Genomic DNA, 16,130 nt, shown 5'->3' on the forward strand with positions numbered 1-16,130 from the left:
CGCCCCGACCACAGATCCGCCTTTGTTCCCGGATGCAAACCGGCTAACAAGGTACCACTGATCGCGCTCCTTCCCGCCCGCAAAACAATCCTTAAAGACTCCGACATGAAAATCCGCAAAGCCGTTTTTCCGGTCGCCGGCCTCGGCACCCGGGTCCTTCCCGCCACCAAGGCGATGCCAAAGGAAATGCTGACGATCGTCGATCGGCCGCTCATTCAATATGTCTTCGATGAAGCAAGGGAGGCCGGCATCGAGCACTTCGTTTTCGTCACAGGCCGCAACAAAGGCGCGATCGAGGATCACTTCGACCGCCAGTTCGAACTGGACGAAACGCTGAAGGCGCGCGGCAAGAAAGCCGAGATGAATTTGCTGGCGCAATTCCAGCCAAAGGCAGGCGCCGTGAGTTTCACCCGGCAACAGGCGCCGCTCGGGCTCGGCCACGCGGTGTGGTGCGCCCGCGACATCGTCGGCGACGAGCCCTTCGCGGTGGTGCTGCCCGACGAACTGGTGCTGAACACGCCCGGCTGCCTCAAGCAGATGATACAGGCGGCGGAGCAGCTCGAACCCAAATCCAATATTGTCGCAGTCGAAGCCGTGCCCGACGACATGACCCACAATTACGGCATCTGCGGCGTCGGCAAGCGCAGCGGCAATATCTTCGAGATCGACGGCATGGTGGAAAAGCCGGCAAAAGGCACGGCCCCCTCGAATCTTTCGATCACCGGACGCTATGTCCTGCAGCCGGAGATCTTCCACATTCTGGAAACCCAGGAACGCGGCGCCGGCGGCGAGATCCAGCTCACCGACGCCATGATCGGCCTGTCGAAATCGCAAGCCTTCCACGGCCTCGAATTTGAAGGCGAGCGCCACGACTGCGGCTCGCGCGCCGGCTTCCTGCGCGCCAACATCGCGTTCGCAATGGCACGCGACGATCTCCGCGACGGCTTGCGCGCTGACATGCAGAAATATCTCAAGGCGTAAACGCCGTGCCGGACTACGATGCGCTGCGGGACTATCTGAAGCGGCAGACGCAGGTCGAGTTCGTCCTGAGCTTTGCGCAGATCGAGGACATTATCGACGGCGATCTTCCGCGCGCGGCCCAGCGCGCCTCGTGGTGGGACACCATGCGCGCGCCGGAAGAACGGATGCCGCAGCGCCAGGCCTGCATCGAGGCCGGCTACGTCGCAACCCGTCTTGGCGACAAGGAAGGCGTGCGCTTCCGGCGAGCCGACGCCCGACGACCACGTTTCAAGTAGCGCGCAGCCGCTGACCGATCCTCGAGGGAGTGCCTTCACAGATTCGTGTGCCCGGGACAGTGCCGCCTGCCGGCAACAAACCGGCCGGCTCCCTATATCCTCGAATGCCGGAGCGACACGGTGAGGGCCGCACATGGCGCGCACTCCGAATTCAACCGCGCGAAAGGAAGCGTCCATGAACCGCAGCCCGTTCGGCCGTCATGCTCTCGCCGCTGCTGTTGCCGGCATGCTCGTACTGTCGGGATTTCTTGCCGGACCTTCCCGCGCCGCCGAAGACGCCGTGATCATTCCGCCTCCTGCACTGGACGCGAAGGCCGCTTCCGGAATCCAGACCGCCGTCATCGCCGGCGGCTGTTTCTGGGGCGTGCAGGGCGTGTTCCAGCATACCGCCGGCGTGCTCAACGCGGTTTCAGGTTATGCCGGCGGCGCCAGGGAGACCGCGAACTACGACAAGGTGAGCACCGGCGCCACGGGGCATGCGGAATCGGTTGAGATCAGGTTCGACCCGAAACAAATCAGTTACGGAAAAATCCTGCAGATATTCTTCTCGGTGGCGCACGATCCGACCCAGCTCGACCGCCAGGGGCCGGACAACGGCACGCAGTACCGCTCGGAGATTTTCACGCTCAACGACGAGCAGAAGAAGGTCGCTGAGGCCTATATCGCCCAGCTTGATGCAGCAAAGGTCTACAAGAAGCCGATCGTCACCAAAGTGGGAACGCTAAAAGGATTTTTCCCCGCAGAATCCTATCATCAGGACTACCTGACGCTGCATCCCAAGCAGCCCTATATTGCTTATTATGACATTCCGAAGATCCGGAACTTGAAAAATCTTTTCGCGGACAACTACGTCGAGAAGCCGACGCTGGTCGGCCGCGCGAAGGTCACGAACTGACTGCGGAGCAAAGGAAAAAACTCATGCCAGACGCCAAGACGGCGAAGGTCACCAAGAGCGACAACGAGTGGCGCAAGGACCTGACGCCGATGCAATACGCCGTGCTGCGCGAGAAGGCGACCGAGCAGCCCTTCTCCGGCGAATATGAACATGAGCGCCGCGAAGGCACTTATGTCTGCGCCGGCTGCGGACAGACGCTGTTCGAATCTGAAACCAAGTTCGATTCAGGCTGCGGATGGCCGAGCTTCACCGCGCCCACGGCCGAGAGCCACGTCGACGAGCAGCGCGACACCAGCCACGGCATGATCCGCACCGAGGTCCTGTGCTCCAGATGCAGCGGCCATCTCGGCCATGTCTTCAACGACGGCCCTGCTCCGTCCGGCCAGCGCTACTGCATCAATTCGGCGGCCTTGAAACTCGAGCCAAAATAACGGGTTCCGGCGTCCCGATGCGGCCTTTGTCCCCGCAAACGGTTTCCGGTCACGGGGGATAGGCTCCGCCCCTCCGCCGCAATGCGGCCGGAACACGGCTCGACTGGCCATTGTCTTGATATCAATATCTTATTTCCGCCCGCGCCGAATTTCATGATTCCGGCCCCGGAAGGTCGCAATTTCCGCTCTCTACCCTATATAAATGGGGCATCACGGACATGCTGTATGCCAAGCGATCGCCGACGGGCTTCGCTTTCAGCACTGGTTCGTTCTCCAAAAGCATCATCGTAGAGGTTCCCGCCATGGCATTCAGCTTCAAGAAATCCGCCGAACTGTTTCCAGCCGCGATCCGCAAGAAAAAGCGCGCCGGCTTTGCCTACCGCCGGTTCGACACTGCGGCCGACGCGGTGCGCTTTGCGATCGAGGAGCTGCCGGCCGATTCGCTGAACGGCGCCTATCTTCAGGTGGACGAAGCCCGCTTCGACCAGAACGGCATCCGCTCGCTCTATGAGAGCCGCGATTTTCCGCTACCTCGCAGCAAACCCAAGAAAGCTTCCGCTGAGGCAAGCGCGTCAAAAGACGCCGCCTGACCGTTTCGGCAAGGGGGCTTAAAGGGATTTGCGTTCGCGACCACAAAAATCCCGTTCACCTTTCCGCCTCGACATCTCCCTCTCCCTGACCCAACTCCGCCCGATTGCGAAGCCACCATTCGCACCGCAATCGAGGGAGGGCATCGCATGGGTCAGGTTCCGCCGCAGAAGTTCGACGCCGAATATGTTGCGCACCTGCGCGAACTGCTCGACATCGCGGTCGAGCAGATCGGACCCGAGCATCGCACGCCGGCGGCCAAAGCAAGGATGGCGGAGACCCTCGTGCGCAATGCCGCCGATGGCATCACCGATGCCCATCACCTGATGGAAGTGACCGTGCGTGCGGGCGAGGACGCCGCCAACTGAGCGTGCGTCAACGCAATCCCGACATTGCGCGGACAGGCTTCATCGTTTCGGGACTTCGCGTCGAAGGCGGCCTTACTTACCCGTTCAAAGCTATTCGCCCCAGGCGGCGAAAGCCTCGTTGAAGGCGCGCTCACCCGGAGCGCCCTTCTCGACCGCGATAATAGCGCGGCGCTGGTTCGTATAAACCAGCGGTACGTCGAACCATGAGCGTTCCTTCAGAAGCTGAAGATTGCGCGCGCGATCGGCCTCGACGTTGGACAGTCCGACCAGGAAGAAACCGTCGGTGACCTTGACGGCGAGTCCCGCCAGCGGCGTGCCGCGCGCCTGCTCGTTGGACTTCATCAGAATGCCGGGCACGTTGGCGACGCCGCCGCCGTCAAAATCCTGCGGCAGCACGAATGTCAGCTCCACTGTATGGCTCGCCGGTAGCGACGTATCGGTATTGCGGCGGAACGACATCGTCATCTTGAACCTGCGCTCGGGAATCTCGATGTCGGCGCGCACGGCGATCTCCGGCGTCTTGCCGGCTGCGCCTTTCACCTCTTCGGTGCGCCACACCACCGATCCGACATACTGCCTGCCCTTGGGATCGGACGGATCCTCATCATACAGCACGACGCGCTGCGCCACCGGCGCCACCGTCTCGGACGACGGTGGCTGGCCGACCCGATCGGTGATCTTCGGCTTTAGTCCCGGTGTCGCCGGCTTCGGTATCTCGGCAATCCGATCTGTCGACGAACCGAACAAGCCGCGCACCGCCGAGACCACCTTCGGACCCCATACGATGCCACCGCCCGCAAGGATCAGCACGAGGCCGACCGCGATCGCGGTCTTGAACGGAAAGCCATCGCCGAACAGACGCTTCGGCTTGTCGCGACCGGGTTGCGGCCACGAACGCGGCAGCGGGGGCGGCTGGTCTTCCGCGGCCCCGCCGGATGATTCATCGTAGGGATATGCTCCCTCAAAGGCACCGCGATTCTCGAGGCTCGGCTCCAGGCGATCGAACTCGGGTGACGGTGAGGGCACGTTGGCATAGGTGCGGCGAGCCGAGCGGTTGGCCTGTGCCGCCGCGCGGCCGAGATCATCGGCATCCGCTGTGACATCACGGAAGCCCGGCACCGGCGGCGGCGGCGGCGAACGATCGGGCTCCGGATTGCGGCGCGGCTGGCCCTGCCGCTCCCGGATAGGCGGCGCATCCTGCATCGGATCAGGCGGCGCGGACGGTCGCCATGACGGCAACGGATCGGCAGGCGGCGGATCAGGGCGCGGGTTGCGCGGTTGAGGCGTTATATTCGCGCGCGGGCGCACATGCGGCGGCGCAGCCCTGTCCTGTGACTTCGTCGCCGCGCGGGTCGAGGCGCGGAAGGCATCGCCCGCTCGCGCACTGCCGACGCGCGAGGCTTCGCGGGCGCGCTGGGCGGCCTCGGACTCGACTTTGCGCACGGCCTCCTCCAGCGACAGCCGCTCGCGGGTGATCTCCGATTCGCTTAATGGCGGTTCGACGCTGCGGAGTTGCGCGATCAGCGCGGTCCGCGCCCGCTCGTAGAGCGCACGCCTTTGCTCGCCGGGCGCATTGACGTCCAGCCCGGCGATGGCGCGCGCGATGAGCGGGTAATAATCAGCCATATCTCTTCAATGCCGCGAACATCAGAGCCTGATTCGACCAGGTTGAATCAAACCCTAACCTATCCTTCCGGTTAAGCATGATCTTATTTGAAAACCGGTTTCCACCCCGGATCACGTCCGGGGCAGGCTTTTCGGGATCACGCTCTAGCCTTGAACGCATTCCCGTAACATCATCTTATCAAGTCTCGAACGGGTTCTGCACCAGAATGGTATCCTCCCGCTCGGGGCTGGTGGACAGCAGGGCCACCGGACAACCAACCAGTTCCTCGATCCGGCGAACATATTTGATGGCTTGAGCCGGCAGATCGGCCCAGGACCGGGCGTTGGCGGTCGGCTCCTTCCAGCCTTCGATGGTCTCATAAAGCGGCTCGACCCTGGCCTGCGCCCCCTCTCCGGCCGGCAGATGGTCGATCTCCTTGCCGTCGAGCCTGTAGCCGGTGCACACCTCGATGGTGTCGAAGCCGTCGAGGATGTCGAGCTTTGTCAGGGCCAGCCCATGGATACCGCTGGTGCGGACAGTCTGCCGGACCAGCATGGCGTCGAACCAGCCGCAGCGGCGCTTGCGCCCGGTGTTGACGCCGAATTCCTTGCCACGCTGGCCGATCAGTTCGCCGACCTCGTCGGTGAGTTCGGTCGGAAACGGCCCCTGGCCGACGCGCGTGGTGTAGGCCTTGCAAATGCCGAGCACGTAGCCAAGCGCACTCGGCCCCATGCCGGTGCCGGTGGCGGCCTGCGCCGCGACGGTGTTGGAGGAGGTGACGTAAGGATAGGTGCCGTGATCGACGTCCAGCAACGCGCCTTGCGCACCCTCGAACAGGATACGCTTGCCCTCGCGGCGCTTGTGATCGAGCAGATTCCATACGCTGTCAGCATAGGGTAGCACCCGCGGCGCAATTGCGGCGAGATCCTTGAGCAGCGCACGACTGTCCACTTCCGCGATGCCGTGGCCGCGACGCAGCGCATTGTGATGGGCGAGCAGCCGCTCGATCTTGTGCGGCAGCGTCTGCGGATCGGCGAGATCCATCAGGCGAATGGCGCGGCGGCCGACCTTGTCCTCATAGGCCGGGCCGATGCCGCGCTGGGTGGTGCCGATCGCCGTCGCCGCGCTGGCGTTTTCGCGCAACGAGTCCAGTTCGCGGTGCAGCGGCAGGATCAGCGTGACGTTCTCGGCGACGCGAAGATTGTGTGGACCGACATCGACGCCCTGCCCTTTCAGCTTCTCGACCTCGCCGGCGAAGGCTTGCGGATCGAACACCACGCCGTTGCCGATGATCGACAGCTTCGACGCGCGAACCACGCCCGAGGGCAGCAGCGCCAGCTTGTAGGTGTTGCCGTCGATAACAAGCGTATGACCGGCATTGTGGCCGCCCTGGAAGCGAACGACGATATCCGCCTGCTCCGACAACCAGTCGACGATCTTGCCCTTTCCCTCGTCGCCCCATTGGGCACCGACGACGACAACGTTGGTCATTTTCGCGGAAATTCCTTGCAAAGGTGAGACGCGGCTAGTGCAACTAGTGGGGTGAATTCGGCATTCGCGACTCACCTAGCCGCGCATCCGGGAACTCGCAAGGCCATGAAGCGAGCTTCCGATCCACCACACCGGCCGAAACACGACAGACGCAATTCGGACCCGCCAGCATGTGAGGCGTCTCATCGGATAAAGGATGCGTGACGCGGACGCAAGCGGGAACGGCCCTTCAGGAGCGTTCAAGACCTCGTCCAAACTATTGATTCGTCCTAAAAATCCATCCCGTAAGTCGGCCCCGGAAGCCTCGCGCCGGCGCACGGGTTGAGCGGCGTCGGCGTGGCGTCACCGGGCTGCGACAATCGCGCATTCTTCCGCCGCCACGCTCTCCGCGGCCCCGGCTCGATGCGGCCAGCCATTTGCACCAGGTCCAGCGCCTGCCATAGTTTCAGGCAACGCTCGGCCGCAAGTTTGCCGCTCAAACGGCGAGACGCATAGGGAGTAGCAGCAAATGCCCGGTCGGATGTCCCGTCATGCCTGCGTCACAACGATGCTGTTGGCATTGGTGCTTGCCTCTGCCGTGCGCGCCGACGATACGGCCCACGTCGCGCCGCCGCATCAGGCAGAGGCGAAGCCGTCCGCCTCAAAGGCCGACGGCGGCAACGCGCACGGCGGACCCACTGCTACCGCGAACGATCATCGTTTGCCGCCGGCCTCCACCACCAGGCACAAACTTGCGCTGCCCGGCCGCACGCTGGCTTTCACCGCAACCGCGGGCGCAATTCGCATTTTCAACGACAAGGGCGAACCGCAGGCCGACATCGCCACGACTACCTATCAGCTCGACGGCGCCGATCCCCGCAGCCGCCCGGTGACCTTCTTGTTCAACGGCGGGCCCGGCGCCTCCTCGGCGTGGCTGCAATTCGGCAGCAACGGTCCCTGGCGCATCGCGATGGACCGCGCGATCGCCAATGCCGCAACCCCGCTGGCGCTCGAACCGAACGCGGAAACCTGGCTCGATTTCACCGATCTGGTCTTCATCGATCCGCTCGGCACCGGCTACAGTCGCATGATCGCAAGCGGCGACGAGGCGCGGAAGCGCTTCTTCACGGTCGACGGCGATGTGGCCTCGATCGCGCTGGTGATCCGCCGCTGGCTGGAGCAAGCCGATCGGATGCAGTCGCCGAAATTCATCGCCGGCGAAAGCTATGGTGGCATTCGCGGGCCGAAGATCGTCCGTAATCTCCAGACACGGCAAGGCGTCGCCGTCAACGGGCTGGTTCTGATATCGCCGGCGCTCGACTTCGGCGACGTGCTGGGCACCGGACTGTCGCGGTTCGTAACAAGTCTCCCGAGCATGGCGGCGGTCGCGCGGGACAACGAAAAGCGCGGAGTGTTGACCCGCGCCGACATGGCCGACGTCGAAGCCTATGCGAGGGGCGAGTTTCTCAGCGATCTCATCAAGGGGCAGGCCGATGCGGAGGCGACGCGACGGCTTGCCGACCGCTTCGCATCATTGACCGAAATCGATCAGGCGGAGAGCCGCCGCCTCGCCGGGCGGTTCGACGTCAGCGAATTCCGCCGTGCCTTCGACCGCCGCAACGGCAAGGTGACCGGGCGCTACGACGGATCGGTTCTCGGCTTCGATCCCTATCCGGACTCGACTAACAGCGACTTCAACGATCCCTCGGAGGAACCGCTGCTGGCCGCACTGACATCGGCGGCGTTCGAACTTTATGCGCACAAGCTGAACTGGCGGCCGGACGGCTCCTATGAACTGCTCAGCCGCGCCGTCAACCGGGAGTGGGATTTCGGCAAGCACCGGACTTCCGTCGAGTCGGTGTCCGACATCCGCGAACTGCTCGCGGCAAGCCCGCAATTCAAGATCCTGGTCGCGCATGGACTGTTCGATCTGGCGACGCCCTATTTCGCGTCCCAAATACGTCTCGATCAACTGCCGACCTTCGGCTCGCGCGACCGCGTCAGGCTCATGGTCTATCCCGGCGGCCACATGTTCTATTCGCACGACGGTTCGCGTCAGGCGCTACGCGACGAGGTTCGCACGCTGATGAAGTGATACGCTTTGTGGGATGATCACCGCGTTATCGCGGAGACACATCGATCGGTTGGCAATTGGACCGGCCGGACATCACGCAATCCTGGATGCGGCTGGCAGATCCGAGTTCGCGCGCGAGCCAGAGGCCGACCACCAGCAGCACGACGACAATGACCAGTCCCGCCACCGCGCCGCGGCGGCTTCCCCCGCCGGGCTCGGGATCAGGTTGCGGAGCAGGCTCATCCATCAGGAAACTCCTTCACGGATCGAACGCCGCCGGCGTGGCAGGATGCGCTTGGCATTTTCGCGCCAATGACTTTCGCTGTCAGAACGTCAGCGCCTTCACCTGCTTGACCTGCGGCAGCGCCTTCACCTTCGCGAGCACATTCTCCGGCACATTGCCGTCGACCTCGACCAGCGCGATGGCGTCGCCGCCCTGGCTGTGACGGCCAAGATTGAACGTCGCGATGTTGACACCCGCGTCGCCGAGCAGCGAGGCGAACTTGCCGATGAAACCCGGCTTGTCCTCATTGGTGACATAGATCATCGACTTGCCGAACTCGGCATCGACGCGGATGCCCTTGATGTCGACCAAGCGCGGCTTGCCGTCGGCATAGACCGTTCCCGACACCGAACGCTCCTGCCGTTCGGTCGCGACCGTCACCGTGATGACGCTTTCGTAGTCGCTTTGCGCTGCGCGCACCACCTCGTCCACCACCATGCCGCGCTCCTTGGCGACGACCGGCGCGGACACGACGTTGACGTCGCCCAGCATCGGCCGCAGCAAGCCCGACAGTGCGGCCGACGTCAGCGCCTTGATCTTCATTTCGGCGACCTGCCCCTCATAGGTGATGGTCACCTTGGAAATTCCGCTCTCGGTGAGCTGGCCCGCGAACGAGCCGAGCTTTTCCGCAAGCTCGACGAATGGTTTCAGCTTCGGGGCCTCTTCCGCCGTGATCGAGGGGAAGTTGATGGCATTGGTGATCGCGCCGGTGAGCAGATAGTCCGACATCTGTTCGGCGACCTGCAACGCGACGTTCTCCTGCGCTTCCGTGGTGGATGCGCCAAGATGCGGCGTGCAGATCACGTTGGGGTGGCCGAACAGCACGTTTTTGGTAGCGGGTTCCTCGACGAACACATCGAACGCCGCGCCCGCGACCTGCTTGGCATTGAGCGCATCGACCAGCGCCTGCTCGTCCACCAGACCACCGCGCGCGCAGTTGATGATACGCATGCCCTTCTTCATCTTGGCGATGGCGGCGGCATCGATGATGTTGCGGGTCTTGTCGGTGAGTGGCGTGTGCAGCGTGATGAAGTCGGCGCGCTTGAACAGATCGTCGAGTTCGACCTTCTCCACGCCGAGGTCCTTGGCGCGCTCCGGCGACAGGAACGGATCGAACGCGATCACTTTCATCTTCAGGCCGAGCGCGCGATCCGCGACGATCGAGCCGATGTTGCCGCAGCCGATCACGCCGAGCGTCTTGCCGGTGATCTCGACACCCATGAAGCGGTTCTTTTCCCACTTGCCGGCCTGGGTCGAGGCATCGGCAGCGGGAATTTCGCGCGCCAGCGCCAGCATCAGGGTGATCGCATGTTCGGCGGTCGTGATCGAGTTGCCGAACGGCGTGTTCATCACGATGACACCCCTGGCCGTCGCCGCCGGTATCTCGACGTTGTCGACGCCGATGCCGGCGCGGCCGATCACCTTCAGCTTCCGGGCGTTGGCAAGAATCTTCGCGGTCGCCTTGGTGGCGGAGCGGATGGCGAGGCCATCGTAGTTGCCGATGATCTCAGCGAGCTTGTCCTTGTCCTTGCCGAGGCTGGGCTGGAAATCGACCTCGATGCCGCGATCCTTGAAGATCTGCACGGCTGCGGGGCTCAGCGCATCGGAAATGAGAACCTTGGGTTTGGTCATGGGATGATCCAACAAAACGAGGAGCTGATGTTCAGCGTCCCCTCTCCCCTTGTGGGAGAGGGTGGATCGGCCGAAGGCCGAGCCGGGTGAGGGGTTGTTCAAACGTGAGGGTTCACCCCTCACCGCCCGCTTCGCGGGCACCCTCTCCCACAAGGGGAGAGGGAAGTAAGAGCGTCACGCCGCTTTGGCGAGCGAGGCCTTGGTCTCGGCAAAGGCCCAGTCGATCCACTGCGTCAGCAATGCGACGTCGTTCGCCTCAACGGTGGCACCGCACCAGATGCGCAGGCCCGGCGGCGCATCGCGGTAGTAGGCGAAATCGTAGCCTGCGCCCTCTTTCTCGACGGCGGCCACGAGCTTCTTGACGAAGTCGGATTGTGCATCCGCCGGCAACGACGTGATCGCGGAATCTATGAACTTGAGACACACCGAGGTGTTGGAGCGGATCGCCGGATCCTTCGCCAGGAAATCGATCCACGGCGTTTTCGCTTTCCAGTCGGCAATCACTTTGGCATTGGCGTCGGCGCGCGCGATCATCCCCTTGAGGCCGCCGACCGACTTCGCCCAATTGAGCGCATCGAGATAATCCTCGACGCACAGCATCGACGGCGTGTTGATGGTCTCGCCCTCGAAGATGCCGTGCATGAGCTTGCCGCCCTTGGTCATGCGGAAGATTTTCGGCAACGGCCATGGCGGCGTGTAGCTTTCCAGACGAGCGACCGCGCGGGGGCTGAGGATCAGCATACCATGCGCGCCCTCGCCGCCGAGCGCCTTCTGCCAGGAAAAGGTCACGACATCGAGCTTGGCCCAATCGAGCGGCTGGGCGAAAGCAGCCGAGGTGGCGTCGCAAATCGTGAGGCCCTCACGGGAGGCGCTGATCCAGTCGGCGTTCGGCACGCGCACGCCCGAGGTGGTGCCGTTCCAGGTGAAGACGATATCGGAAACCGGGTCGACCTTGGAGAGGTCGGGAATTTCGCCGTAGCCCGCCTTCAGCGTCGTAACATCCTTGAGTTTCAACTGCTTGACGACATCGGTGACCCAGCCTTCGCCGAAGGATTCCCAGGCGATCATGGTGACGGGCCGCGCGCCGAGCAGCGACCACAGCGCCATCTCCACTGCGCCGGTATCCGACGCCGGCACGATACCGACCTTGTAGTCAGATGGAATCTCCAGAACCTCGCGCGTCAACTCGATCGCGAGCTTGAGCCTAACCTTGCCGATCTTCGCGCGATGCGAGCGGCCAAGGGCTGCGTCCTTGAGATTTTGGGGGGTCCAGCCTGGGCGCTTGGCGCAGGGGCCGGAAGAGAAATGCGGCACGGTCGGCCGCGAAGCGGGCTTCGCAACGGTCATGATCTATCCTTCCAGATAGCAAGCCTCCCGTTGGGGGGAGGTGTCCCGCCGCCGGGGATATGGGAATCACCCGCTTTCGTCAATGATTTTTCTGGCGATCACGCGCGAGTGACGATCCATCGGCTGGCATCCGCGCAGCGCCATCCGTGGAAAGATCAAATCATGAGCCGCGATAATGTTCTCGAGCAAACGCACGTCCCCGGGCTTCACCCGAGGATGGCATTACCGGTTCGCGCGAAGAAAACGCGTCAATGAAAAAATATAGGAGCGTGCTTCCTAATTCCATCAGAAGCTAAAAGAGCTTACTTGCCGACGCGGCCGGGATAACCGGGCGCGTTGGGATCGTCACCCGGCAGGCCGCTCGGCGATGCACCGGTACCGATGTGGCCCGGCGTGGACGTGTTGGGAACACCGGACTGATTTCCGGGGCCTGTACCTGTCGTCATGCCAGTCGATCCGCTTGAACCAATGCCGGTGGTCGAAGAACCGCCGGGCGCAGGCTGGATTCCGGCCGAACCGGAGTTCTGGGAATTCACCGAATCCGCGCTCGGCATACCTGATGCTCCACCTGTCGCACCCGGGCCACCAATGCCCGCGCCATAGGCGCTCAGTGCAAGCAGACTGATGAAGGTTGCGACGACAACCGCGGAAAAAGTCAGTCGGGATTGCATGCGTTGCTCCATCTCTATGGATGGAATCAACAGGTGGCATTCATTGCCGTTCCTGTTCCCCGGCCGCAAAAACAAACTCACAATCCGGAGAACAGCGGGAACTCGCCGCGAGCACAAGCCACGCCGCCGCTTCGAACACGCATGAGCGAGACGTTCTCATGCGTCGTCCGTGATCAGAACCTGTAGCCGACGCCAGCGCGCACGGTGCTGATGATGGTATCGACGGGAGCCGTAAACTGGAGGTATTCCCATTCGGCGCGCAAGAACAGACCGTCGAAGATCATCATGTCGATACCCAGTCCACCTGCGTAGCCGTAGATGAAATGCGCATTGGCGTTGTCGGACAAGGAGCCGGAGCCTGCATAGTTGGGAAGCGGTGGAACCTGCGTGCCTACGTATTGGTAGAACAGATCGTAACTGGCGGTGCGCCTGATATCCGCGCGGCCCATTGCCACTCCCGCGAAGGCGTATGGCATGAAGCAGCCGAACGAATAGCCGCCTCGGAAGCGGAGCGACCCAAAGTCGGTGACATTCATCGACGAACTCGATGCCAACGAAGCCGACGTCAGATAGTTTGCCGGGTAATTGAGCGACCGGGCTTGGCTCCCCTCTGAGGCTCCAAAAAAATTGCCGTGCGTATAGTTGAGTTCAATACCTAAAACGATATCGTCGTACTGGAAGTTATAGCCCAGGAAGCCGCCAAACCCGCTATTCTGCGTCGTCGTCTTGCCGCCCAGCGGCCAGCCTGAAAGGTTGAACTCGTTCTCCACGTCGACGTTGTTCAGAAGTCTTTGCAGCAAATCCTTTCCCGAGTCCTTGAAATCCATATCGCTGGAGCCGTAGCTCGCCTGCCCGCCGATATAGAAGCCCTCCCACACCGTACCGGAACCGCCAGGCAGCGATCCGCGCAGAACCGGAAGGTCGGGCATGTCCGCGGCATGCGCGCACTGAGCCGTCCCAAAGATGACTGCCGCCAGTAGAAGTCTACGCATTGCAACGCTCCATCGACACAGCTTGGTTGTTGCAATCATCGCCTGTTAACCTTAACCAATCGTTGTCGCGCCGCATTTTCGGCACGATCTTTTCTTCGACGGCCGATTGCGCTCGCGCTGATCGCATGCTCCGCGAACGCAAAAACGGCGCGGAAAATTCCACGCCGTTTAGAGGTGTTAAGACGAAAGTTTCGCTCAGCCTTTGGTGACCAGCGGCGGCGCATAGACCGGCGGGCTGCTGAGATCCCAGCGTACGCCGAGTTTCACGTCATGCGAGGTGATATCGTGGAACTGCATCGGAACGCCGCGCGTGAAACCGGTGTAATCGGACACCGCGCCCGTCGTTCCCGAACCGAGATTGACGTAGCTGTAGGCCAGTTCAAGCGTGAGGCCGGGATTGACATGGTAAGCCAGACCTGCGTGAGCCGCCCATGCGAAATTCCACTTAGAGGCGGACGGCGCGCTGGCATAACTTGGGAACGTACCGAAGCCGTTTCCGTTGTTGTTGACAGAACCGGTGTCAGTGTAATTCGCGATGGTCACATTTGCCATGCCGACGCCGGCACCGATGAACGGCGTGACGCACCACCAGGTGCCAAGATCGACATAGCCGTTGGCCATTACGAGCCATTCCGACTTGGTGGCGTTGTAGTTGTTGATGCCGTTACCGATGATGCCGCCGCCAGCCGGATAGGTCAGCAGGTCAGTGCCCTTGAAATTCGAATTGCCGCGATACTGGCCGGTGATATCGCCACGGAACCAGTTGTTGAACTGATAACCTATGCCAACGCCAAAGATGCCGGCGCTATCAAACGCAGTACTCTGATCGAGTGACACAAGCGCCGCGTTGCGGCCGTCCGCCATCGCGATGTTTTTCACGCGCTGATTGCTGAATCCGATATCGCCGCGCAGATACCAGCCGCCGAAATCCGCGGCCGGCGGCGGAACATATGGCGGGGGCGCAAGAGGCATGTCGGCGGCGAAGGCGGCCGACGACAACAGTGATGCCGCTCCGGCGGCAAGGAGCAATCCAACTCTACGCATCAGCTTCGTCCCTTTGTCCGGTGAGGCGGCGAGGCCCCACTCCCGAAATCGAACGGACGATGACACCAAATGCTTAAGCGCTGCTTAACCCTAATTTTTAAGGTTGATATTCGGTGACGTTTCTTTGGCAAGTAAAGTACGGCGGCACAAATCGCCGCGCGACCGCCGCACTTGCTAACGGTTCGTTGACAAAAGACCCACGACGACGATTACGCGTGCGGGATTTTCGGCATCTTCGGCAGGAACATCGCCAGCAGGCCGATCGCTGGCAGGAATGAGCAGATCTGATAGACGAACTCGATCCCCTTCGCGTCCGCGACCTCGCCGAGGACCGCCGCACCAATTCCCGCGGCGCCAAACGCGAAGCCGAAGAACATTCCCGAGATCATGCCGAGCCGATGCGGCATCAGTTCCTGCGCGAACACGATGATCGCCGGCATCGCGGACGAGATGATGAGGCCGATGATCACGGTCAACGCCACGGTGCCGGGAAGATTTGCAAACGGCAGCAGCAGCGTGAACGGCAGCACGCCGAGAATCGAGAACCAGATCACATAGCGCCGTCCGAAGCGATCGCCGAGCGGGCCGCCAAAATACACTCCGACAGCCACCGCGGCGAGAAACACGAACAGCAGCAGTTGGGAAGTCTGCGTCGAAACCTGAAACCTCTCGATGAGATAAAACGTGTAGTAGCTGGTGAGACTCGACATATAGATGAATTTCGAGAACACCAGCACGATCAGGATCGCCAGCGCGGCCGCGGTTCGTGCGGGCGTCGGCGCCTCAGGCGACCGCACTTGCATGACGCTGCGACGCGGCGCAATCCGCGGCTTGTACCAACGGCCGATCTGAAACAGCAGCACGATCGCGACGAAGGCGATCGATGAAAACCACGCGATGCTCGGCTGCCCGAAGGGCACAATGATCAACGCCGCCAGCACCGGTCCCATCGCGGCGCCGAAATTTCCGCCGACCTGAAAAACCGATTGCGCGAATCCATAGCGGCCGCCCGAGGCCATTCGCGCGATGCGCGCGGACTCCGGATGGAACACCGCCGATCCCAGACCGATGAGACCGGCGGAGACCAGGATCATTCCGTAGACATGCGCCACGCTGAGCAACAGCAATCCGACGAAGGTGGAACCCATGCCGATGGCCAGCGAGAACGGCTGCGCCTTCCTGTCGGTGACATACCCGACCACGGGCTGCAGCAGCGACGCCGTCACCTGAAACGCGAGCGTGATCATTCCGATCTGGGCGAAGTCGAGCGCGTAGTTTTCCTTCAGAATCGGATAGACTGAAGGAATCAGCGATTGCATGGTGTCGTTGAGAAAATGCGAGAAGCTGATGCCGCCGAGCACGAGATAGGCGGGACCGGCCGCTGCCTTCGCGGCGATCCCTTTCACCGGTGCGACCGGTCTTTTCTCGACGAGCTTGTCCACGACGGATTCCGGAATGTTATGACCTGCGCCT

16 protein-coding genes are annotated in these 16,130 nt (G+C 62.3%); 7 read left to right on the forward strand and 9 right to left on the reverse strand.

Going from position 1 to position 16,130, the window contains the following annotated elements; all coding sequences use genetic code 11:
- The first annotated feature begins 105 nt into the window (after positions 1–105).
- From galU to BGO16_RS01535, 6 genes are all read left to right on the forward strand, one after another.
- Positions 106–981, forward strand: a complete 876-nt coding sequence (galU, locus tag BGO16_RS01510; RefSeq protein WP_292616572.1) for a UTP--glucose-1-phosphate uridylyltransferase GalU — start codon at positions 106–108, stop codon at positions 979–981.
- 5 nt (positions 982–986) lie between these two features.
- The gene (locus BGO16_RS01515; RefSeq protein ID WP_292616573.1) at positions 987–1,256 is read left to right on the forward strand and encodes a hypothetical protein; all 270 of its coding nucleotides are present in this window, start codon (positions 987–989) and stop codon (positions 1,254–1,256) included.
- 226 nt (positions 1,257–1,482) lie between these two features.
- Entirely contained in the window at positions 1,483–2,151 is a 669-nt protein-coding gene (msrA, locus tag BGO16_RS01520; RefSeq protein ID WP_292616630.1) for a peptide-methionine (S)-S-oxide reductase MsrA, read from the forward strand.
- Between the two features lie 23 nt (positions 2,152–2,174).
- Positions 2,175–2,582, forward strand: a complete 408-nt coding sequence (gene msrB / locus BGO16_RS01525) for a peptide-methionine (R)-S-oxide reductase MsrB (RefSeq protein WP_292616575.1) — start codon at positions 2,175–2,177, stop codon at positions 2,580–2,582.
- 302 nt (positions 2,583–2,884) lie between these two features.
- Positions 2,885–3,172 (forward strand): hypothetical protein, encoded by a 288-nt coding sequence (locus BGO16_RS01530; protein WP_292616577.1) that lies wholly within the window; start codon positions 2,885–2,887, stop codon positions 3,170–3,172.
- Between the two features lie 147 nt (positions 3,173–3,319).
- Positions 3,320–3,538 carry a hypothetical protein gene (locus tag BGO16_RS01535; protein WP_292616578.1) on the forward strand — a complete coding sequence of 73 codons (219 nt, stop codon included), beginning with the start codon at positions 3,320–3,322 and terminating at the stop codon, positions 3,536–3,538.
- A gap of 90 nt (positions 3,539–3,628) precedes the next feature.
- On the opposite strand, the gene BGO16_RS01540 is transcribed toward BGO16_RS01535, so the two are convergent.
- Both BGO16_RS01540 and BGO16_RS01545 read right to left on the reverse strand, forming a co-directional pair.
- Positions 3,629–5,164 carry a hypothetical protein gene (locus tag BGO16_RS01540; RefSeq protein ID WP_292616580.1) on the reverse strand — a complete coding sequence of 512 codons (1,536 nt, stop codon included), beginning with the start codon at positions 5,162–5,164 and terminating at the stop codon, positions 3,629–3,631.
- Positions 5,165–5,342: 178 nt separating this feature from the next.
- Entirely contained in the window at positions 5,343–6,635 is a 1,293-nt protein-coding gene (locus BGO16_RS01545) for an adenylosuccinate synthase (RefSeq protein ID WP_292616583.1), read from the reverse strand.
- 508 nt (positions 6,636–7,143) lie between these two features.
- Between BGO16_RS01545 and BGO16_RS01550 the strand changes: the two genes are divergently transcribed.
- Positions 7,144–8,709: a peptidase S10 gene (locus BGO16_RS01550; RefSeq protein WP_292616585.1), complete on the forward strand. Its 1,566-nt coding sequence runs from the start codon at positions 7,144–7,146 to the stop codon at positions 8,707–8,709.
- A 25-nt stretch (positions 8,710–8,734) separates the two neighbouring features.
- On the opposite strand, the gene BGO16_RS01555 is transcribed toward BGO16_RS01550, so the two are convergent.
- The 7 genes from BGO16_RS01555 to BGO16_RS01585 form a co-directional block, all read right to left on the reverse strand.
- Positions 8,735–8,935 (reverse strand): hypothetical protein, encoded by a 201-nt coding sequence (locus BGO16_RS01555; protein WP_292616587.1) that lies wholly within the window; start codon positions 8,933–8,935, stop codon positions 8,735–8,737.
- A 78-nt stretch (positions 8,936–9,013) separates the two neighbouring features.
- A complete protein-coding gene (serA, locus tag BGO16_RS01560) occupies positions 9,014–10,603 on the reverse strand; it encodes a phosphoglycerate dehydrogenase (protein WP_292616590.1) in 1,590 nt (529 codons plus the stop codon).
- 174 nt (positions 10,604–10,777) lie between these two features.
- The gene (locus BGO16_RS01565) at positions 10,778–11,950 is read right to left on the reverse strand and encodes a phosphoserine transaminase (protein ID WP_292616591.1); all 1,173 of its coding nucleotides are present in this window, start codon (positions 11,948–11,950) and stop codon (positions 10,778–10,780) included.
- Positions 11,951–12,252: 302 nt separating this feature from the next.
- Positions 12,253–12,621, reverse strand: a complete 369-nt coding sequence (locus BGO16_RS01570; RefSeq protein WP_292616593.1) for a hypothetical protein — start codon at positions 12,619–12,621, stop codon at positions 12,253–12,255.
- Between the two features lie 173 nt (positions 12,622–12,794).
- A complete protein-coding gene (locus tag BGO16_RS01575) occupies positions 12,795–13,613 on the reverse strand; it encodes an outer membrane beta-barrel protein (RefSeq protein WP_292616595.1) in 819 nt (272 codons plus the stop codon).
- A 195-nt stretch (positions 13,614–13,808) separates the two neighbouring features.
- Positions 13,809–14,657: an outer membrane beta-barrel protein gene (locus BGO16_RS01580; RefSeq protein WP_292616598.1), complete on the reverse strand. Its 849-nt coding sequence runs from the start codon at positions 14,655–14,657 to the stop codon at positions 13,809–13,811.
- A 209-nt stretch (positions 14,658–14,866) separates the two neighbouring features.
- Positions 14,867–16,099 carry an MFS transporter gene (locus tag BGO16_RS01585; RefSeq protein WP_292616600.1) on the reverse strand — a complete coding sequence of 411 codons (1,233 nt, stop codon included), beginning with the start codon at positions 16,097–16,099 and terminating at the stop codon, positions 14,867–14,869.
- Positions 16,100–16,130: the final 31 nt, after the last annotated feature.

This window comes from Nitrobacter sp. 62-23 (genome assembly GCF_001897285.1).
Classification (GTDB): domain Bacteria; phylum Pseudomonadota; class Alphaproteobacteria; order Rhizobiales; family Xanthobacteraceae; genus Nitrobacter.